The following is an 18,757-nucleotide window of genomic DNA, read 5'->3' as shown; positions in this document are numbered from 1 at the left end:
GCCTGGTACTCGGCGACGTTCGGTTGATCTTGTGCGGTTACGCCAAGTAGTTGGTGAGTGACTCACGCCACAATGCGTAGTGGATCTACGACGGAGCGTGCAATTCGGGCAGACACGAGCCCCCTGGCTGTGTTAAACCGGAGTCTGCAATTAGTTGTATTACCTAAGCAAAGTCACGGAGGACGTCGATGTGCGGAATCGCCGGTTGGGTTTCCTACGACTCTGACCTGTCACAACGGCAGGAGGTCGTGGACGCGATGACGGAGACGATGTCCTGCCGCGGGCCGGACGACCGCGGCACCTGGGTGCGCCGCAACGTCGCGCTCGGGCACCGCAGGCTCGCGATCATCGACCTGCCGGGCGGCCGGCAGCCCATGAGCCTGCGCACGCCGAACGGCGAGATCTCCATGGTCTACAGCGGCGAGGCCTACAACTTCACCGAACTTCGTGAAGAACTCACGAAGCTGGGGCACACGTGGGAGACCGACAGCGACACCGAGGTGGTGCTCCACGGCTACCTGCAGTGGGGCGACCAGGTGGTCGACCACCTCAACGGCATGTACGCGTTCGCGATCTGGGACGAGCGCGACCAGAAGCTGGTGATGATCCGCGACCGCATGGGGATCAAGCCGTTCTACTACTACCCGACCCGCGACGGCGTGCTGTTCGGCTCCGAGCCGAAGGCGATCCTCGCCAACCCGCTGGCCCGCAAGGCCGTGGACACCGACGGGCTGCGCGAACTGCTGGGGTTCACCAAGCGACCGGGCTGGTCGCTGTGGAAGGGCATGAGCGAGGTCGAGCCGGGCACGATCGTCACGGTGTCGAAGGACGGCATCCGCACGCGCACGTACTGGAAGCTCGACGCGAAGCAGCACACCGACGACCAGGAAACCACCGTCGAGCGCGTGCGCGAGCTGATGACCGACATCGTGAACCGCCAGCTGGTGGCCGACGTGCCGCGCTGCGTGCTGCTCTCGGGCGGCCTCGACTCCAGCGCCGTCACGGGTCTGGCCGCCGCGCGGCTGGCCGAGCAGGGTGAGCAGCTGCGCACCTTCTCGGTCGACTTCTTCGGCCAGGAGGAGAACTTCAAACCGGACGAGATGCGGGACACGGCGGACTCGCCGTTCATCCGCGACGTCGCGAAGCTCGTGGGCTCGGCGCACCAGGACGTGGTGCTCAACCCGGCCGAGCTGTCCGACCCGGCCGTGCGCCGCGCCGTGCTCACCGCCCGCGACATCCCGGCCGGCCTCGGCGACATGGACACGTCGCTGTACCTGCTGTTCAAGGCGATCCGCGGCGAGTCCACGGTGGCGCTCTCGGGTGAGTCGGCCGACGAGGTGTTCGGCGGCTACCGCTGGTTCCACGACGAGGCCACCGTGAACGCCGACACGTTCCCGTGGCTGGCCTTCCGCAACGGCCTGATGAGCCAGCGGGAAGCGCTGCTGCGGCCCGACGTCGCCGCGACGCTGAACCTCGAGGACTACGTGGCGGACCAGTACCGCACCGCGGTCGCGCAGGTGGAGCACCTCGACGGCGAGTCGGAGCGCGAGGCCCGGATGCGCACGATCTGCAACCTCCACCTCAGCCGCTTCGTGCGGATGCTGCTCGACCGCAAGGACCGCGCGTCGATGGCCGTGGGGCTGGAGGTGCGCGTGCCGTTCTGCGACCACCGGCTCGTGGAGTACGTGTACAACACGCCGTGGTCGCTGAAGACGTTCGACGGCCGCGAGAAGAGCCTGCTGCGGCACGCGACCAAGCACGTGCTGCCGGACTCCGTCCGCGACCGCGTGAAGAGCCCGTATCCGTCCACTCAGGACCCGGGCTACGCGGCCGCGCTGCAGCAGCAGGTGAAGGAAGTGCTGGCGGAGCGCGACAACCCGGTGTTCCAGCTGGTGAACCGCGACTGGCTCACGAGCGTGTCCGAAGTGGACCCGGCCACGATGGAGTCGGCGCAGCGCACCGGCCTCGACCGCGCGCTCGACCTCTACCACTGGTTCGACCTGTACTCGCCGGAGCTTGTGCTCGACTAGGTCATTCGGGCAGGTCGTTCGGGCAGGTCGTCCGTGGTGCCGTGGTCCGTCTCCCTCGTGGCCGGGACGCGGGCCACGCGGGCCGCGGTGGAGGAGTACGAGGCGCGGGAGTCCGCGGAAACCTGGTGCGCCAAGGACTCCGACAAGCCGGAGATGCTGCTGCAGGCGGTCGGGTATCGCGAGGTCGGCGTCCGCCGGGTGGACGGCTGGATCGACTCGGCGCGCAACGGGCTGCGCACCGACACCGCCCGGAAGATCGCCGAGGCGGCGAGCACGCTGTCGCCGCTTGCGTGGCGCGACTGCTGAAGGGCGGAGGGGGCGTCAAACCGTGACGCCCCCTCCCCAGCCTCAGAACCCCGCCGGCAGGTGCGGCACGTACTCCTCTTCCAACCCGGCCAGCTCCTTCTCGGTCAACCCCAGCTCCAGCGCCGCCACCGCGTCGGCGATGTGGCCCGGCTTGGTGGCGCCGAAGATGGGCGCCGTGACGGCCGGCTGGTGGAGGAGCCAGGCCAGGGCGACGGTGGCGCGGGAGACGCCGCGGTCGGCGGCGAGGGCCGCGACCGCGGAGGCCACGCGGCGGTCGGCGTCTTCGGCCTGGGCGTACATGCGCCGGGCGAAATCGTCGGTTTCGCTGCGCTGGGACGGTTCGTCCCAATCGCGCGTGAGGCGGCCGCGGGCGAGCGGGCTCCAGGGCAGCACGCCGACACCCTGGTCGAAGCAGAACGGGTGCATCTCGCGTTCCTCTTCGCGCTGGATGAGGTTGTACTGGTCCTGCATGGACACGAACCGGGTCCAGCCGCCGAGGTCGGCGACGTACTGGGCCTGCGCGAACTGCCACGCCCACATCGAGGAGGCGCCGATGTAGCGGGCCTTGCCGGCCTGCACGACGTCGTGCAGGGCCTCCATGGTTTCCTCGATCGGGGTGTTCTCGTCGTAGCGGTGGATCTGGTACAGGTCCACGTAATCGGTGCCGAGGCGGCGCAGGCTGGCGTCGATCTGGGTCAGGATGGCGCCGCGGGAGAGGCCGGCGCCGTTGGTGCCCGGGCCCATGCGGTTGTAGACCTTGGTGGCGATCACCACGTCCTCGCGGCGCGTGAATTCGCCGAGCAGCTTGCCGGTGATCTCTTCGCTCGTGCCGGCCGAGTAGACGTTGGCGGTGTCGAACGTGGTGATGCCCGCTTCCACCGCCTCGCGGAAGAACGGCCGTGCGTCGTCGAGGCCCATCGACCACGGGTGGCCGCCCTGATCCGGGACGCCGTAGCTCATGCAGCCGAGGATCACCCGCGAAACCTGAAGACCGCTCGCGCCCAGCCGGACGTGTTCCATCGAAGCCCCTGTTCCCATCGGAAAACTCACCGGAAAACCCTGCCGACGGCCACCCTAGCGAGGCGCGGTGAACAAGTGGAGTCTTTCCACACTGGACAGTGCTTTCGTTGCCCGTTGACCAGTCAGCTGGTAAGCCGTATTACCAGGTCGCGCGCCCAAGATCCTCGTGCCAAGCTTTCGGGCGTGACCGGATCCTCCGATTCCGAGATCGTGCTGACCCCCCTCGACGAGCCGGCCCTGCACCGGCTGCTCGAGGCCGCGGTCGCCGATGCCGACCCCCTCGAGGTGATGCCTCCGGTGGCCGGCCCGCCGGGCTGGACACCCGAGCGGCGCGAGGCGTTCCTCACCTTCCACCGCCGGCGCTGCCTCGATCCGGACACCGCGATCGAAACCACCTGGCTCGTGGAGATCGACGGCCGCGCGGCCGGGGCGGCGCGGCTGCAGCCCGTGCACGGCCCCTCGGCCGTGGAGGTCGAGGCCGGCGTGTGGCTCGGCCGCTCGGTGCGCGGCCGCGGCATCGGCAAGCGCGTGACCGAAGTCCTGCTCGAAGCGGCGCGCGACGGCGGCGCGGCGCGCTTCATCGCCTCCACCACCGTGGACAACACCGCGGCCCACAAGCTGCTCACCGGCACCGGCGCGGACCTCGACGTGCACGGCTCCGAGGTGGACGCCACCCTCGATCTCTGAGCGCCCCCACCGAAAACCTTCCCGGCCCCACGCCGTGGCCCGCCTCCCGGACGCGGGGGAGGCGGACCACGGCAGCGGCTTCACCTCCGGGGCGCGAGTCCTGCCGAGCACGGCTTTCGAGCAGGCGCCGCTTTTTCGAGCTTCAGCGGTCGCGCCACGCGAGTGGCGACAACGTGCTCGCCGCTTCGTCGATCTTGCGGGCGGTGTCGGTGCGCAGCCCTTCGCGCGCCGAGTCGATCCAGCCGTCCACCCGTAGCCGTTCCGTCGAAGGCCGCGCCGGATACGACGACCTACCGCCGCACTTCCGCCACCTCCACCGGACGCCCCTCACGCCGCGACAGTTCGCAGGCCTCCGCGATGTAGAACGCCTCCAGCGCGTCCCCCACCCCCGCGGGGCTGGAACACCGGCCGGCCGCCACGTCCAGGAAAGCCGCCAGCTCGGCGGCATAGGCCGGCCGGAAGCGTTCCATGAAGCCGGGGTACGCGGGGCCCGGCAGGGGCGCGAAGGTGGGTTCCGCGGAGACCAGGGGCGAGCGGTCGTCGAGGCCGACGACGAGGCCGGAGAGGGAGCCGAGGGCTTCCAGGCGGACGTCGTAGCCCGAGCCGTTGTAGCGGGTCAGCGAGACGGTGGCGAGGGTGCCGTCGTCCAACGTAAGGAGGACCGCGGCGGTGTCGACGTCGTCGGCGTCCACGAAGAAAGACGCGCCGCGGTTGGCGCCCACGGCGTAGGCCGAAAGCACCTCGCGGCCGGTGACCCAGCGGATGATGTCGAAGTCGTGCACGCCGCAGTCGCGGAAGAGGCCGCCGGAGTGGGGGACGTAGGCCGCCGGTGGGGGTTCGGGGTCGAGGGTCGTGGCGCGGATGGTGTGGAGCCAGCCGAGGGAGCCGTCGGCAACGGCGCGGCGGGCGGCCTGGTAGCCGGCGTCGAAGCGGCGCTGGAAGCCGATCTGGACGGGGACCGACGAAGAAGAAATGTGGTCGATCACGGCCAGCGTGCCGGTGATGTCGGCGGCCACCGGCTTCTCGCAGAACACCGGCAGGCCCGCGTCCACCGCGCGCATGATCAGGCCTGGGTGTGCGTCGGTGGCCGCGGTGACGACGAGGGCGTCGAGGCCCGCGGCGAAGAGCGCGTCGAGGTCCGTCGCGGCTTCGACGCCGAGCTTCGAGGCCGCCGCCGAGGCGCGCGCCGGGTCGACGTCGGCGACGACCACCGAGGTGACCTCGTCGAAGCCCTTGAGCGTTTCGGCGTGGGCGGTGCCGATCCGGCCGGTGCCCGCCAGTCCCAACCTCATCGTGGAAGCCCTCCTGCTCGCGGTGAAAGAGTCATCAATGCGTGGGAAAACCGAGGTCGACGCCGTGCGGCTGCCGAGGCCAGCGCGACGTGACGGCCTTCGTGCGGGTGTAGAAGCGCACTCCCTCGGCGCCGTGCACGTGCGTGTCGCCGAAGAGGGAGTCCTTCCAGCCGCCGAAGGAGTAGTAGGCCATCGGCACGGGAATGGGCACGTTGATGCCGACCATGCCCACAGTCACGCGGCGCTCGAACTCGCGCGCGGCCAGGCCGTCGGTGGTGAAAATCGCCGTGCCGTTGCCGTACGGGTTCGCGTTGACCAGCGACAACGCCTCTTCGAACGTCGAAACGCGCACCACCGACAACACCGGGCCGAAGATCTCGTCGGTGTACACGGTCATGTCCGGCGTCACGTGGTCCAGCAGCGTCGGGCCGACCCAGAAACCTTCCCCGGGCACAACAATCGAGCGGCCGTCCACGACCACCGAAGCACCCGCTTCAGCGCCGGCGTCCACAGAGGACACGATCCGGTCCCGCGCGGCCGCGGTGACCACCGGCCCCATCTGCGACGACGCGTCCACCCCGGGTCCCGTGACCAGAGCACGAGTCCGGGAGGCAATGGCCGAAACCAGCTCGTCGGCCGTGTCCCCCACCGCCACGACCACGGAGATCGCCATGCACCGCTCCCCCGCGCTGCCGTACCCGGCGGAGACGGCGGCGTCGGCCGCACCCGCCACGTCGGCGTCGGGCAGCACCACCAGGTGGTTCTTCGCGCCACCGAGCGCCTGCACGCGCTTGCCCGCCGCCGTGGCGGTCTCGTACACGTGCCGCGCGATCGGCGTCGAGCCCACGAACGACACGCCGGCCACGTCCGGGTGCGTGAGCAGCGCGTTCACCGCCGCCGCGTCGCCCTGCACCACGTTCAGCACCCCCGGCGGCAGCCCGGCCTCGGAGAACAGCTCCGCCAGCCGCACCGACGCGGACGGATCACGGTCGGAAGGCTTGAGCACGAAGGTATTTCCGCACGCGATGGCCACCGGGAACATCCACATCGGCACCATCACCGGGAAGTTGAACGGCGTGATGCCGGCGACGACTCCGAGCGGCTGGCGCAGCGAATAGGCGTCGACCCCGCGCGACACCTGCTCCGAGTGCTCACCCTTGAGCACCTGCGCGATACCGCACGCGAACTCCACCACCTCGAGGCCGCGCTGCACCTCGCCGGCCGCGTCGGAGAGCACCTTGCCGTGCTCGGCGGTGATCAGCGCCGCCAGCTCGTCGCGATGGGCGTCCACCAGCTGGCGGAACGCGAACATGATCTTCGTGCGCTGCGCGAGCGAGCTTTCGGCCCAGTCGCGCGAGGCCTTGAGCGCCGACGCCACCGCGGTGTCCACATCGGCCGCTTCGGCGAGCGCCACCTGCCGCGCCACCTCGCCGGTGGCCGGCTGGAAAACCTCACCCCGGCGGCTCGAGACACCGGAGAACCGGGCACCGTCGATCCAGTGCGGCACGAGTTCGGTCACGGAAAGCTCCTAGCGACGGGCGGTGGTCGAGCGGACCACCAGCGAGGGGTGCAACAGGTGCCGGACCGGCTCGGCGCGCTCGCCGCGCACGCGTTCCAGCAGGGCTTCGAAGGCCAGCCGGCCCATCTCGGTGCGCGGCTGGTCCACAGTGGTCAGTGAGACGTGCCGCAGCGAGGCCAGCGACGTGTTGTCGTAGCCGACCACGGACACGTCACCGGGCACGCGCAGGCCACGGTCCTCCAGGGCCGAGATCGCGCCCACGGCGTTGAAGTCGTTGCCCGCCACCAAAGCCGTGGGCAGCTCGGCCCGGTCGTAGGTGCTCAGCAGCTCCAGCACGGCCTTCTCGCCGGCGGTGTCGGTGTGCTCGCTGCGCACCACGATCGGCTCCAGCCCGTGGGCGGTCATCGCCCGCCGGAACCCCGTCCGGCGCGCGGCGGCACCGGCCGCGCCGCCGCCGTCGAGGTGGGCGATGCGCCGATGCCCGAGATCCACGAGGTGCGAGACGGCCAGCGCGGACCCCGCCTCGCCGTCGTCGTTCACCGTGTCCACGCCGGCCGCGCGCGAGGTGCGCGACACGAGCACCACCGGACACTGGCGGGCCGCCGCCTCGATCTCCGCCGCCGGCACCACCGGTGACAGCAGGATCAGGCCCGCCGGCCGGAACGACAGCAGGCTGCGCAACGCGGCACTCTCGCGCGAAGGCACCCGTCCGCCGGTGTTGAGGATCAGGTCGAACCCGGCCGCCTGCGCCGCCGCGTCGAGACCCTCCACCACGTCGGCGAAAAACGCGTTGCGCAGGTCGTTCACCATCACGCCGAGCACGGTGGAGGTGCGGCTGGCCAGCGAGCGCGCCATCACGTGCGGCGAGTAGCCCAGCTCGTCGGCCGCCTTCAGCACGGCTTCGCGGCGCAGCGCCGAAACGTTGGGCGCGCCGCGCATCACGAGCGACACGAGCGCCCGCGAAACCCCCGCCCGCGCGGCGACGTCCTCCATGGTGGGCTTCACCATTTCCTTGCCTCCCGGCCGGAAACCGGCCCTTGACTCGGGTGTGGCCGACGCTACAAGCTTAGAGCGCTCTAATCAATAGAGCGCTCCAACGCGCACCGAACGGGCCAACGCCAGTCATCGCACGGAAGAGGGCTTCCATGACCGCCACCATCCGCATCGCCGCCGCACCGATCTCCTGGGGGGTGTGCGAAGTGCCGGGCTGGGGCCGCGTCCTCGACGCGCCGACCGTGCTCGGGGAGATGGCCGAGCTCGGCATCACCGCCACGGAGCTCGGCCCGCCCGGGTACTTGCCGCGCGATCCGGCCGAGCTGAAGAAGCTCCTCGGCGGCCACGGCCTGAACCTCATCGGCGGCTTCCTCGCCGTGGTGCTGCACGAGAACCCCGAGGCCGCGCTCGCCGAAGCCGAGGAATCGGCCGCCTTGTTCGCCGCGTGCGGGGCCGAGGTGCTCGTGCTGGCCGCCGCGACCGGACTCGACGGCTACGACGAACGGCCCGCGCTCACCGACGCCGAGTGGGCCACGCTGATCTCCACCGCCGCCCGGATCCGCGACGTCGCGGCGGCCCACGGCCTCAAGACCGTGCTGCACCCGCACGTCGGCACCCACGCCGAGACGCAGGCGGAGGTCGAGCGCTTCCTCGCCGACTCCGACCTGCCGCTGTGCCTCGACACCGGCCACCTGCTGATCGGCGGCACCGACCCGGTCGAGCTCGCGCGCCGCTTCCCGGACCGGATCGGGCACCTGCACCTCAAGGACGTGCGCGGTGAGCTGGCCGAAGCCGTCCGCAACGGCAGCCTCGGGTACACCGAGGCCGTGGGCAAAGGTCTGTACGTCCCGCTGGGTGAGGGTGACGTGGACATCGAAGCCATGGTTCGCTTCGTGCACGAGGCGGGCTACGCCGGCTGGTACGTGCTGGAGCAGGACACGGCGCTCGACGAGCGCAGTCCCGTGGACCTCCCGAAACGGGACGTGGCGACGAGCCTGGCCTGCCTCGGGGCGATCGTCGGCCGCCTGGCCGGCTGACAGGGTACGAGGAAAGAAGCGAGGAGAGACGACGATGTCCCATCGCTTGAGGCGCGGGGTTGCGAGGTGCGGGGTTTCGAAAGGCCCGGCGCCGAAACCGCGCTCAAAGGCCGGCAAGGTCGTGGCGGGCCTGCTGGCGGCCGGGCTGCTGCTGTCGGCGTGCACCGGGCCCGCGGCCGAGCCGAAGGCCACGGCCCCCGCGGCGGCGCCGGTCGACTCCGGGCCGCTCAAGGTCGCGGTGATCACGCACGGCACCGCGGGCGACGCGTTCTGGAACGTGGTCAAGAACGGCGCCGAGCAGGCCGGCAAGGACCTGGGGGTGCAGGTCGAATACGCCTCCGACGGTGATCCGGGCGCGCAGGCCAAGCTGATCGACAACGCCGTCGCCCAGCAGATCGGTGGTCTGGTCGTGTCGATGGCCAACCCCGAGGCCCTGCAGCCCTCGATCGAGGCGGCGGTGCGCGCCGGCATCCCGGTGATCACCATCAACTCCGGCGAGGAGCAGAGCGCGGCCTACGGCGCGCTCACCCACGTGGGCCAGAACGAGTCCATCGCGGGGCAGGAAGCCGGCAAGAAGTTCAAGGACCTCGGCAAGAAGAAGCTGCTCTGCGTGATCCACGAAGCGGGCAACGTCGGGCAGGCCCAGCGGTGTGACGGCGCGAAGAGCGGCTTCGGCGGCGACGTGCAGACGCTGCAGGTGGACATCTCCAACCCCACCGACGCCGAGTCGCGCATCCGCGGCGCGGTGCAGACCGACCCGTCGATCGACGCGGTGCTCACGCTCAACTCGCAGGTCGCCGCGCGGGCCGTGAGCGCGATCAAGTCAGTGGGCTCGAAGGCGCAGGTCGGCACGTTCGACCTCAACTCCGACGTGGTGGCCGCCATCAAGTCGGGTGACGTGCTCTTCGCCGTCGACCAGCAGCAGTACGAGCAGGGCTACCTGCCCGTGATGTTCCTCAAGCTCTACCGCGACAACGCGAACATCGTCGGCGGCGGCAAGCCGGTGCTCACCGGCCCCGACCTGGTCGACAAATCCACTGTGGACAAGGTCGGCCAGTACGTGCAAAGGGGCACCCGATGACGACCCTCGACGAGCGGCTCGTGAAGCCGCGCCTGATGGACCGCCTGGTGGTGCGCCCGGAGATCGGCGCCCTGCTCGGCGCCGCTGTGGTGTTCCTGTTCTTCAGCCTGGTCACCGAGAAGTTCTTCAGTGCCAGCGGTGCGGCCACCTGGCTCGACGACGCGGCGACGCTCGGCATCATGGCCGTGGCCGTGTCCCTGCTGATGATCGGCGGCGAGTTCGACCTGTCGGCCGGCGTGATGACGGCGTCGACCTCGCTGGTCACCGCCATCCTCGCGACGCAGGCGGGCTGGAACGTGTGGCTCGCGCTGCTGGTGTCGCTGGTCTTCGCGCTGGTGGTCGGTGCGTTCAACGGCTGGCTGGTGATGAAAACGGGCCTGCCGAGCTTCATCGTCACGCTCGGCACGTTCCTCGCGTTGCAGGGCCTCAACCTCGGCGTGACGCGGCTGGTCACCGGCACCGTGCAGGTGTCGGGCATGCGCTCGACCGACGGGTACGCCTCGGCCGGGTTCGTGTTCGCCTCCACGGTGAACATCGGCGGCACACCGTTCCAGATCTCCATCGTGTGGTGGATCGGGGTCACGGCGGTGGCCGCGTGGCTGCTGTCGCGCACGAAGTTCGGCAACTGGATCTTCGCCGTCGGCGGCTCGGCGGCCAGCTCGCGCGCGGTCGGCGTGCCGGTGGTGCGCACGAAGATCCTGCTGTTCATGGGCACGGCGCTGGCCGCGTGGCTCGTCGGCTCGATCAACATCCTGCGGTTCGCCAGCGTGCAGGCCAACCAGGGCATCGGGCTGGAGTTCCAGTACATCATCGCCGCGGTGATCGGCGGCTGCCTGCTCACCGGCGGGTACGGCTCGGCGGTGGGCGCGGCGATCGGCGCCCTGATCTTCGGCATGGCGCGCCAGGGCATCGTGTTCGCCGGCTGGGACAGCGACTGGTTCATGCTGTTCCTCGGGATCATGCTGCTGGCCGCGGTCCTGGTCAACAACGCCTTCCGGCGGCGCGCGGAAAGGGTCCGGCGATGAACGCACCGCTCATCGAAGTCAAGGACGTCGGCAAGAGGTACGGCAGCGTCGTGGCGTTGCGCGACGTGTCCACTGTGGTCAACGCCGGTGAGGTCACCTGCGTGCTCGGCGACAACGGCGCCGGCAAGTCCACGCTCATCAAGATCCTCGCCGGCGTGCACGAGCACGACCGCGGCGAGTTCCTGGTCGAGGGCGAGCCCGTGCGGTTCACCTCGCCGCGCGAGGCACTCGACCGCGGCATCGCCACGGTGTACCAGGACCTCGCGGTGGTGCCGCTGATGAGCGTGTGGCGCAACTTCTTCCTCGGCTCCGAGCCCACGATCGGCGTCGGGCCGTTCCGGATGCTCGACCGGAGGAAGGGCCGTGAAACCACGAAGAAGGCGCTGGCCGACATGGGCATCGACCTGCGCGACGTGGAGCAGCCCGTGGGCACGCTCTCGGGCGGTGAACGCCAGTGCGTGGCCATCGCGCGGGCCGTGCACTTCGGCGCGAAGGTGCTGATCCTCGACGAGCCCACCGCGGCTCTCGGCGTGAAGCAGGCCGGGGTGGTGCTCAAGTACGTGGCGCAGGCCCGCGATCGCGGCCTCGGCGTGGTGCTGATCACGCACAACCCGCACCACGCCTACCCGGTGGCCGACCGGTTCCTGCTGCTCAAACGCGGTGCCGCGCTCGGCTCGTACGAGAAGTCCGAGATCGGCATCGCGGAGCTCACGCGGCAGATGGCGGGCGGCGCCGAGCTGGAAGCGCTGGAACACGAGCTGCGCGCGGTGGAGACGTGAGTCTCGACGCGCTGACCGTCGGCCGCGTCGGGGTGGACCTCTACCCCGAGCAGAGCGGCGTGCCGCTGGCCGAGGTCACCACGTTCGCCAAGTCGCTCGGCGGCACCGCGACCAACGTCGCGGTCGCCGCCGCGCGGCTCGGCCGCCGCACCGCCGTGCTCACGAAGGTGGGGCCCGACGGCTTCGGCGGCTACGTGCGGCAGGCGCTCACGGGCTTCGGCGTTTCGCCGGAGTTCGTGGGCACCTCGCCCGAGCTGCAGACGCCGGTGGTGTTCTGCGAGCTGAACCCGCCGGCCGACCCGCCGCTGCTGTTCTACCGCTCCCCCATCGCACCCGACCTCACGCTCACCGACTCCGACGTGCCGTGGGACGTCGTGCGCGAGGTGCCGCTGCTGTGGGTCACCGGCACCGGGGTGTCGACCGAGCCGGCGCGCACCACGCAGCGCAAGATCCTCGAGGCCCGCGGCCGGCACGCGCACACCGTGGTCGACCTCGACTACCGCCCGATGTTCTGGCCGGACGTGGACACCGCCCGCGAGGAGATCGGCTGGATGCTCGACCACGTGACGGTGGCCGTCGGCAACCGCGCGGAGGTCGAGGTGGCCGTGGGCACCGCCGATCCGGAGGAGGCCGCGGACCGGATGCTGGCCCGCGGCGTGCGGCTCGCGGTGATCAAGAAGGGCGCGGAGGGCGTGCTCGTCGCGACCCCCGAGGGCCGCGCGACGGTGCCGCCGCAGCGCGTGGAGGTGGTGTGCGGCCTCGGCGCGGGTGACGGCTTCGGCGGCGCGCTCGTGCACGGGCTGCTGTCGGGCTGGGCGCCGGTGCGGCTCGCGGAGTACGCGAACGCGGCCGGCGCGCTGGTCGCGGCGCGGCTCGCGTGTGCCGACGCGATGCCGACGGCCGCCGAAATCGAGGAGTTGCTGTGATCGAGGAGCGGTTGTGACGCCGTTGCTGACCGACGAACGCTGGCACGAGCTGCTGCGCGTGCGGGCCACCGACCCGGGCGCGGTGAAGCGGGCGTACGCGGCCCGTAGACGGCGCGACAACCTGTTGTCGGACAAGGGCACGCTGTTCCTCGTGGCCGCCGACCACCCGGCCCGCGGCGCGCTCGGCGTCGGCGGCGACCCGCTCGCGATGGCCGACCGCCGGTCGCTGCTCGAACGGCTGCTGGTGGCGCTGGCCAACCCCGCCGTCGACGGGCTGCTCGGCACCCCCGACGTGGTCGAGGAGCTGCTGCTGCTCGACGCGCTGCACGACAAGGTCGTGATCGGCTCGATGAACCGCGGCGGCCTCGCCGGCGCCGACTGGGAGATCGACGACCGCTTCACCGGCTACGACGCGGCGTCGCTGGTCGGCTCCCGGCTCGACGGCGGCAAGATGCTGCTGCGGCTCGTGGACGACGACCCGGGCACCGTGCCGACGCTGCAGGCCTGCGCCGACGCCGTCACCGAACTCGCTTCGTACGGTCTCGTCGCGATGGTCGAGCCGCTGCCGTACGCGCGCGCCGAAGGCCGGCTGGTGCTGCAGAAGGACTCACCGGCGCTGGCCCGGGCCGTCACGGTGGCGTCGGGTATCGGCGTGACGTCGGCGTACACCTGGCTCAAGCTGCCCTCCACCGACGACACCGCGGTGCTCGGCGCGACGACGCTGCCGGTGGTGATCCTGGGCGGCGTGCCGTCCGGCGACCCGGCCGCCGACCTGGCGTCGTGGGGCCGCACGCTGCGTCACGAGGTGGTGCGCGGACTCGTCGTGGGCCGTACGCTGCTCTACCCGCCCGACGGTGACGTCGGGTCCGCCGTGGCTGCTGCCGCGAAGATCCTGGAGGCCGCGAAGTGAGCGCACTGCACCGTCCACACGGGACACTGACCGACGACAACGACCCGATCCTGCTCACGCCCGAGACCGCCGGCTGGGCGCACACCGGGCTGCGGGTGCTCAAGATCGGCCGGCGGCTCCCGCGGCTGATCGAGACCGGCGAGTTCGAGGCGTTCGTGCTGCCGCTCTCGGGCTCGGTCACCGTGCGCGTGGACGACGAGGAGTTCGAGCTCGAAGGCCGTGATTCGGTGTTCACGCGCGTCACGGACTTCGCCTACGTGCCGCGCGACGCCGAAGTCGAGCTGACTTCGCCGACCGGCGCCGAGATCGCGCTGCCGATGGCCCGCTGCGAGCGCCGTCTCGACCCGATGTACGGCCCGGCCGAGGAGGTGCCCGTCGAGGTGCGCGGCTCCGGCCAGGCCACCCGGCAGGTGACCAACTTCGGAGTGCCCGGTGTGTGGGACCACGCGGACAAGCTCAATGCGTGCGAGCTCATCACGCCCGACGGCAACTGGTCCTCGTACCCGCCGCACAAGCACGACGAGGCGAGCGAGTGCGAGGTCGTGAACGAGGAGATCTACTACTTCCGCGTCGCCGGGCGCGACGGGATCACGCCTTCGCGCGAGGGCTTCGGCCTGCACCGCACCTACACCGCCGACGGCACGCTCGACGAGGACGTGGCGGTGCGCGACGGTGATGTGTTCCTGATTCCCCGCGGGTACCACGGGCCGTGCGTCGCGGCGCCGGGTTACCCGATGTACTACCTGAACGTGCTGGCCGGGCCCGCCGAGGAGCGGTCGATGGCGTTCTGCGACGACCCGGCCCACAGCTGGGTGCGGGGCACCTGGGCTTCGCAGCAGCAGGACCCGCGGTGTCCGGTGACGGATGACGAGGGGCGCGTTCGATGAGGTTGACCACGGCGCAGGCGTTGGTGCGCTGGCTGCTCGCGCAGCGGTCCGAGACGCTCGACGGCCGGGAGGTGCCGCTGTTCCCGGGTGTCTTCGCGATCTTCGGCCACGGCAACGTGCTCGGCCTCGGCACGGCGCTCGAAGAACACCGCGACGAGATCCCGGTGTGGCGCGGGCACACCGAACAGGGCATGGCGCTGGCCGCCGTCGGGTATGCCAAGGCGACGCAGCGGCGGCAGGTCGGCGTGGTCACGTCGTCGATCGGGCCCGGCGCGCTGAACATGGTGACCGCAGCGGGCGTCGCGCACGCCAACCGGTTGCCGGTGCTGCTGCTGCCGGGCGACACGTTCGTGAGCCGCGCGCCCGACCCGGTGCTGCAGCAGATCGAGCCCTTCCACGACGGCACGGCCGCGGTGAACGACGCCTTCCGCGCCGTGAGCCGCTACTTCGACCGGATCACGCGACCCGAGCAGCTGCTCGCGACGCTGCCGCAGGTCGCGCGTGTGCTCACCGACCCGGCCGAGTGCGGCCCGGTCACGCTGGCGCTGCCGCAGGACGTGCAGGCGGAGACTTTCGACTTCCCGGAAGCGCTGTTCGCACCGGTCACGCACCGGTTGCCGCGCCCGCGCCCGGACCGGCGCGCGGTCACAGAGGCGGCCGGCGTGCTGCGCGCGGCTCGGCGGCCGCTGCTGGTGCTCGGTGGCGGCGTGCGCTACTCGGGTGCGGGCCGGCGCGCGCTGGACTTCGCCGAGCGGCACGGGATTCCGGTCACGGAGACCACCGCGGGCCGCACGCTGGTCCCGCACACGCATCCGCTGTACGCCGGACCGCTGGGTGTCACCGGCTCGTCGTCGGCGAACGCCGTGGCCGCGAACGCCGACGTGGTGTTCGCCGTCGGCACGCGGCTGCAGGACTTCACCACGGCGTCGTGGACCGTCTTCTCCCCCGACTCACGCCTGGTCACGCTCAACGCGGCCGCGTTCGACGCCGTGAAGCACGGCGCGCTGGCCGTGGTCGGCGACGCGTCCGCGGGCCTCGACGATCTGGCCGCCCAGCTGGAAAGCTGGCGCGTGGATCCACAGTGGACTCGACGCGCGGCGGAGGAACGAGCCGGCTGGGACTCGCACATCGACGCGTTGCGGTCCGCCGAGTCGAAGATCCCGAGCTACGCGCAGGTCGTCGGCGTGGTCAACGACCTGTCCGAGCCGAGCGACTACGTGATGACCGCGTCGGGCGGCCTGCCGGGTGAGCTGATCGGCGGCTGGCGCGGCTCCGGCGAGGTGAGCATGGACGTGGAGTACGGCTTCTCGTGCATGGGTTACGAGCTGTCCGGCGCGTGGGGCGCCGCGATGGCCCACCCCGGCGGCCTCGTGACGACGCTGCTCGGCGACGGCTCGTACCTGATGCTCAACTCCGACCTGTTCTCCGCCGCGTTCGCCGGCCACCCGCTCGTGGCGGTGGTCTGCGACAACGACGGCTACGCCGTGATCGCGCGCCTGCAGCAGGGCCAGGGTGGCAAGCCGTTCAACAACTTCTACGCCGACTGCCGCACTTCCCACGCCGCGCCACCGCGCGTGGACTTCGCGCGGCACGCGGAATCACTGGGCTGCGTGGTGTTCTCGGCCTCGTCGGTCGACGATCTCCGCGACGCCTACGCGAAAGCCCGCGCGGCCGCCGTCGCCGAGAGCCGGCCCGCGGTGGTCGTGGTGCGCACGCTGCCCGCCGCCTGGACGGAAGCGGGCGCGTGGTGGGAGGTCGGGGTGCCCGAGCACCTGGCGGGCCGCCCGGACTTCGACGCGGCGAAGTCCGGGCAGGTCCGCTATCTGGGACGTTAGTTCGCCTGGCCGGCGAACAGCTTCGCGAGGGCGTCGACGTCGAGCACCGTCGCGAACTTCGGGAAGATCGTGCCGGTGAGGAACTCGTGGGTGCCGGGTTCGGGGTCGGCGCTGGCGTCGTCGAGCACGAGGATGCGGTAGTCGCGGTCCATGGCCTCGCGCACGGTGCTCAGCACCACACCACTGGTGCTGATGCCGGCCAGCACCAGCGTGTCCACGTCGCGGCCGCGCAGCTGCGCGTCGAGGTCGGTGGTGGTGAAGGCGCCGACGCGGGTCTTGCGCACCGAGATGTCCTGCGGCTGCGGCTTGAGGCGCTCGTCGATCTGGGTGGCCGGGGCGTCGGCGTGCATCACGGCGCGGGTCTCGGGCGCGAGCATGCGCGCGAACACGCTGGTGGCCGGGATGGCGTCGAACTCGGCGTCGTCGAAGCCGACGCGGACCCAGCCGACGTGGCCGCCGCGGGCGCGCACGTCGGTGATCGCGGAGCCGACTCGGTCGAGCAGCGCCTGGTCGTCGGCGATGCGGCCGACGATGCCGGTCTGGTAGTCCATCACCAGCAGCGCGGTGTGGGCCGGGTCGAGGTGATCGGTCATGTCCGGGTGCCTTTCTTGTGTTGCGGAACGAGTCAGTGTTGCGGAACGAGTCAGTGTCCGGTCGAGGACGTTGACGAGCAGGAAGCCGGCGCTCACTATCACCAGGAACCAGGCCAGGTGGTGGAGGCCGGCGGTGTCGGCGCGCTGGCCGAAGAAGCCGCCTTGCGCGGCGGAGGAAACGATGGCGCCGAGGTAACCGAAGGTGCGCAGCAGACCGGCGGACGCACCGACGTTTTCGGGATTCGCCTGGCGGTACACGGCGTTCTGCAGCGCGAGGCTGTTGAGCCCCTGCGGAATGCCGAAGATCAGCACGATCCCGACGATCATCCACACCGGACTCGTGGGCAGCAGCGCGAGCAGCAGCACACACGCGACGAGCTGCGCGACCGCGGCCACGATCAGCTTGCCGCGCAACGCCTGCCGGCGGCCGGTGATCGCGGAGACGACGATGCCGGTGGCGAACATCGGCAGAGTGACCAGGCCCGTCGTGCTCGCCGACAGGCCGCGGCCGTCTTCGAGCCATTGGGTGAAGCCGTAGATGAAGCTGTAGGACACGACGTAGGCCAGCAGCGCGCGGCCGAACGTGACCAGCAGCGCCACATTGCCGCCCAGCACCCGCAGGTCGATGAACGGCGTGGGGTGGCGCAGCTCGCGCACCGCGAAGCCCGCGGCGGCGAGCACGGTGAGCAGCAGCAGGTACCACGAGCCGAGGTGCGGGTTCATCAGGAACAACAGCAGCGTGACCAGCGTGGCCGCGAACAGGGCCATGCCGGGAAAGTCGAGGTTGAGCTTGCCGGGTTTGCGGTCGTCACGCGGGAACCGGCGCCAGCCGAGCACGAAGGCGACGAGCGCGACGGGGATGTTGATCGCCAGCGTGGCCTGCCAGCCGCCGAGGCCGATCAGCAGGCCGCCCAGCGGCGGGCCGATCACGGCGATGGTCTGCGTGGCGACGGCCAGGATCGTGAGCACGACGGCCGGGCTGTCCTTGCCCGTGCGCCCGCTTTCGTCGCGGATCAGCCGCATCGCCGCCGGATAACCGGCGCAGGTGCCGAAACCGAGGATCACGCGCGCGACGATCAGCACCGCCAGGTTCGGCGCCAGCGCACCGACCACGCCGGCGACGCCGACCAGCGCCGCGGCGGGCAGGAAGAGCCGGCGCGGCCCGTAGACGTCGATCAGGCGCCCGACCACCGGCTGCCCCACGGCGGTCGCGAGGTACAGCGCGGAGATCAGCCACGCCGTCTGCGAAGGCGGCGCGCCGAACGCGACGCCGATCGGCACCAGCGCGACCGAGACGATCGTGGAGTTGATCGGGTTGAGGATCGCGCCGGACACCAGGGGCGCGATGAGCTTGGGGTTGAAGCCGTCGAGCCGATCGCGCTTCGGGGTGGGCGCGCTCATTCCTCGACCACGCGCTCCAGCAAGGTCAGTGCCTCGTCCAGGATTCGGCGTTCGGCGTCGGTGAAGCGCTCTTCGAACGCGCTGGCCAGCCATTCCTCCCGGCTCGTGCGCGCGCCCTGAGCGATGGCGCGCCCTTCGTCGGTGAGGAAGAGCAGCTGACGGCGCGCGTCTTCCGCGTCGGCCTCGCGCCGGATCAACCCCTGCTCGTGCAACGCGGCGACCGTCTTCGCCATCGACTGCGGCCGCACCCGCTCCGCCCCGGCCAGCTGGCTGGCCGACGACGGCTCGGCGATCACCAGCCGCGCCAACGCCGACGCCTGCGGCGCACTGAGGCCCCGCACGGCCGACGCGTCCTGGATCCGCCGCCGCAGCCGGCCCACGAGGATCCGCAGCCGGTGGGCGATCGCGTCGGAAGAGGTCTGCTCGGTCACGATAG

At 71.1% G+C, this 18,757-nt stretch carries 17 protein-coding genes; 11 read left to right on the top strand and 6 right to left on the bottom strand.

What is annotated here, in order from left to right; all coding sequences use genetic code 11:
* Nucleotides 1-188: 188 nt before the first annotated feature.
* Together asnB and VSH64_RS47390 are read left to right on the top strand one after the other, a co-directional pair.
* Nucleotides 189-2,030 (top strand): asparagine synthase (glutamine-hydrolyzing), encoded by a 1,842-nt coding sequence (asnB, locus tag VSH64_RS47395; protein WP_326569281.1) that lies wholly within the window; start codon nt 189-191, stop codon nt 2,028-2,030.
* A 36-nt stretch (nt 2,031-2,066) separates the two neighbouring features.
* Nucleotides 2,067-2,336 (top strand): HD domain-containing protein, encoded by a 270-nt coding sequence (locus tag VSH64_RS47390; RefSeq protein ID WP_407655615.1) that lies wholly within the window; start codon nt 2,067-2,069, stop codon nt 2,334-2,336.
* Between the two features lie 42 nt (nt 2,337-2,378).
* Here the strand turns inward: VSH64_RS47390 and VSH64_RS47385 are convergent, their stop codons facing one another.
* The gene (locus VSH64_RS47385) at nt 2,379-3,356 is read right to left on the bottom strand and encodes an aldo/keto reductase (protein WP_326569280.1); all 978 of its coding nucleotides are present in this window, start codon (nt 3,354-3,356) and stop codon (nt 2,379-2,381) included.
* 183 nt (nt 3,357-3,539) lie between these two features.
* On the opposite strand from VSH64_RS47385, the gene VSH64_RS47380 reads away from it, so the two are divergent.
* The gene (locus VSH64_RS47380; protein WP_326569279.1) at nt 3,540-4,043 is read left to right on the top strand and encodes a GNAT family N-acetyltransferase; all 504 of its coding nucleotides are present in this window, start codon (nt 3,540-3,542) and stop codon (nt 4,041-4,043) included.
* 290 nt (nt 4,044-4,333) lie between these two features.
* Here the strand turns inward: VSH64_RS47380 and VSH64_RS47370 are convergent, their stop codons facing one another.
* The 3 genes from VSH64_RS47370 to VSH64_RS47360 are packed head-to-tail and all read right to left on the bottom strand — an operon-like array spanning nt 4,334 to nt 7,862.
* Nucleotides 4,334-5,335: a Gfo/Idh/MocA family protein gene (locus tag VSH64_RS47370; RefSeq protein ID WP_326569278.1), complete on the bottom strand. Its 1,002-nt coding sequence runs from the start codon at nt 5,333-5,335 to the stop codon at nt 4,334-4,336.
* Between the two features lie 34 nt (nt 5,336-5,369).
* Nucleotides 5,370-6,854, bottom strand: a complete 1,485-nt coding sequence (locus VSH64_RS47365) for a CoA-acylating methylmalonate-semialdehyde dehydrogenase (protein WP_326569277.1) — start codon at nt 6,852-6,854, stop codon at nt 5,370-5,372.
* Nucleotides 6,855-6,863: 9 nt separating this feature from the next.
* Nucleotides 6,864-7,862: a LacI family DNA-binding transcriptional regulator gene (locus VSH64_RS47360; protein WP_326569276.1), complete on the bottom strand. Its 999-nt coding sequence runs from the start codon at nt 7,860-7,862 to the stop codon at nt 6,864-6,866.
* A gap of 137 nt (nt 7,863-7,999) precedes the next feature.
* On the opposite strand from VSH64_RS47360, the gene VSH64_RS47355 reads away from it, so the two are divergent.
* The 8 genes from VSH64_RS47355 to iolD all read left to right on the top strand — a co-directional run bounded on the left by VSH64_RS47355 (nt 8,000) and on the right by iolD (nt 16,327).
* Complete coding sequence (locus VSH64_RS47355) at nt 8,000-8,884, top strand: sugar phosphate isomerase/epimerase family protein (protein ID WP_326569275.1); 885 nt, start codon at nt 8,000-8,002, stop codon at nt 8,882-8,884.
* 121 nt (nt 8,885-9,005) lie between these two features.
* Nucleotides 9,006-9,965, top strand: a complete 960-nt coding sequence (locus VSH64_RS47350) for a substrate-binding domain-containing protein (RefSeq protein WP_326569274.1) — start codon at nt 9,006-9,008, stop codon at nt 9,963-9,965.
* The gene (locus tag VSH64_RS47345; RefSeq protein WP_326569273.1) at nt 9,962-10,990 is read left to right on the top strand and encodes an ABC transporter permease; all 1,029 of its coding nucleotides are present in this window, start codon (nt 9,962-9,964) and stop codon (nt 10,988-10,990) included. The genes VSH64_RS47350 and VSH64_RS47345 overlap by 4 nt, the downstream gene beginning before the upstream one ends.
* Nucleotides 10,987-11,769, top strand: coding sequence for an ATP-binding cassette domain-containing protein (locus VSH64_RS47340; RefSeq protein WP_326569272.1), 783 nt, complete (start codon nt 10,987-10,989; stop codon nt 11,767-11,769). Before VSH64_RS47345 ends, VSH64_RS47340 begins: the two co-directional genes overlap by 4 nt.
* Nucleotides 11,766-12,695: a 5-dehydro-2-deoxygluconokinase gene (gene iolC / locus VSH64_RS47335; RefSeq protein WP_326569271.1), complete on the top strand. Its 930-nt coding sequence runs from the start codon at nt 11,766-11,768 to the stop codon at nt 12,693-12,695. The genes VSH64_RS47340 and iolC overlap by 4 nt, the downstream gene beginning before the upstream one ends.
* 13 nt (nt 12,696-12,708) lie before the next feature.
* On the top strand, nt 12,709-13,605 hold the full coding sequence (locus VSH64_RS47330) for a Cgl0159 family (beta/alpha)8-fold protein (RefSeq protein WP_326569270.1): 897 nt from the start codon (nt 12,709-12,711) through the stop codon (nt 13,603-13,605).
* Complete coding sequence (iolB, locus tag VSH64_RS47325; RefSeq protein WP_326569269.1) at nt 13,602-14,492, top strand: 5-deoxy-glucuronate isomerase; 891 nt, start codon at nt 13,602-13,604, stop codon at nt 14,490-14,492. The genes VSH64_RS47330 and iolB overlap by 4 nt, the downstream gene beginning before the upstream one ends.
* A complete protein-coding gene (iolD, locus tag VSH64_RS47320) occupies nt 14,489-16,327 on the top strand; it encodes a 3D-(3,5/4)-trihydroxycyclohexane-1,2-dione acylhydrolase (decyclizing) (RefSeq protein WP_326569268.1) in 1,839 nt (612 codons plus the stop codon). Before iolB ends, iolD begins: the two co-directional genes overlap by 4 nt.
* Here iolD and VSH64_RS47315 read toward each other — a convergent pair.
* Together VSH64_RS47315 and VSH64_RS47310 are read right to left on the bottom strand one after the other, a co-directional pair.
* Nucleotides 16,324-18,321: an MFS transporter gene (locus tag VSH64_RS47315; RefSeq protein ID WP_326569267.1), complete on the bottom strand. Its 1,998-nt coding sequence runs from the start codon at nt 18,319-18,321 to the stop codon at nt 16,324-16,326. The genes iolD and VSH64_RS47315 overlap by 4 nt on opposite strands.
* Nucleotides 18,318-18,752 carry a MarR family winged helix-turn-helix transcriptional regulator gene (locus tag VSH64_RS47310; protein WP_326569266.1) on the bottom strand — a complete coding sequence of 145 codons (435 nt, stop codon included), beginning with the start codon at nt 18,750-18,752 and terminating at the stop codon, nt 18,318-18,320. Before VSH64_RS47310 ends, VSH64_RS47315 begins: the two co-directional genes overlap by 4 nt.
* Nucleotides 18,753-18,757 lie beyond the last annotated feature (5 nt).

It is taken from the genome of Amycolatopsis rhabdoformis, assembly GCF_035918295.1.
Lineage (GTDB): Bacteria > Actinomycetota > Actinomycetes > Mycobacteriales > Pseudonocardiaceae > Amycolatopsis > Amycolatopsis rhabdoformis.
The sequence above is the reverse complement of the archived record's forward strand: the minus strand, read 5'-3'. Positions and strand labels throughout refer to the sequence as shown.

What these genes read in the sequence shown, in the direction of transcription:
- asnB (WP_326569281.1), top strand. Translation starts at nt 189, where the DNA reads ATGTGCGGAATCGCCGGTTGGGTTTCCTACGACTCTGACCTGTCACAA.
- VSH64_RS47385 (WP_326569280.1), bottom strand. Translation starts at nt 3,356, where the DNA reads ATGGAACACGTCCGGCTGGGCGCGAGCGGTCTTCAGGTTTCGCGGGTG.
- VSH64_RS47370 (WP_326569278.1), bottom strand. Translation starts at nt 5,335, where the DNA reads ATGAGGTTGGGACTGGCGGGCACCGGCCGGATCGGCACCGCCCACGCC.
- VSH64_RS47360 (WP_326569276.1), bottom strand. Translation starts at nt 7,862, where the DNA reads ATGGTGAAGCCCACCATGGAGGACGTCGCCGCGCGGGCGGGGGTTTCG.
- VSH64_RS47355 (WP_326569275.1), top strand. Translation starts at nt 8,000, where the DNA reads ATGACCGCCACCATCCGCATCGCCGCCGCACCGATCTCCTGGGGGGTG.
- VSH64_RS47345 (WP_326569273.1), top strand. Translation starts at nt 9,962, where the DNA reads ATGACGACCCTCGACGAGCGGCTCGTGAAGCCGCGCCTGATGGACCGC.
- VSH64_RS47340 (WP_326569272.1), top strand. Translation starts at nt 10,987, where the DNA reads ATGAACGCACCGCTCATCGAAGTCAAGGACGTCGGCAAGAGGTACGGC.
- iolD (WP_326569268.1), top strand. Translation starts at nt 14,489, where the DNA reads ATGAGGTTGACCACGGCGCAGGCGTTGGTGCGCTGGCTGCTCGCGCAG.
- VSH64_RS47315 (WP_326569267.1), bottom strand. Translation starts at nt 18,321, where the DNA reads ATGAGCGCGCCCACCCCGAAGCGCGATCGGCTCGACGGCTTCAACCCC.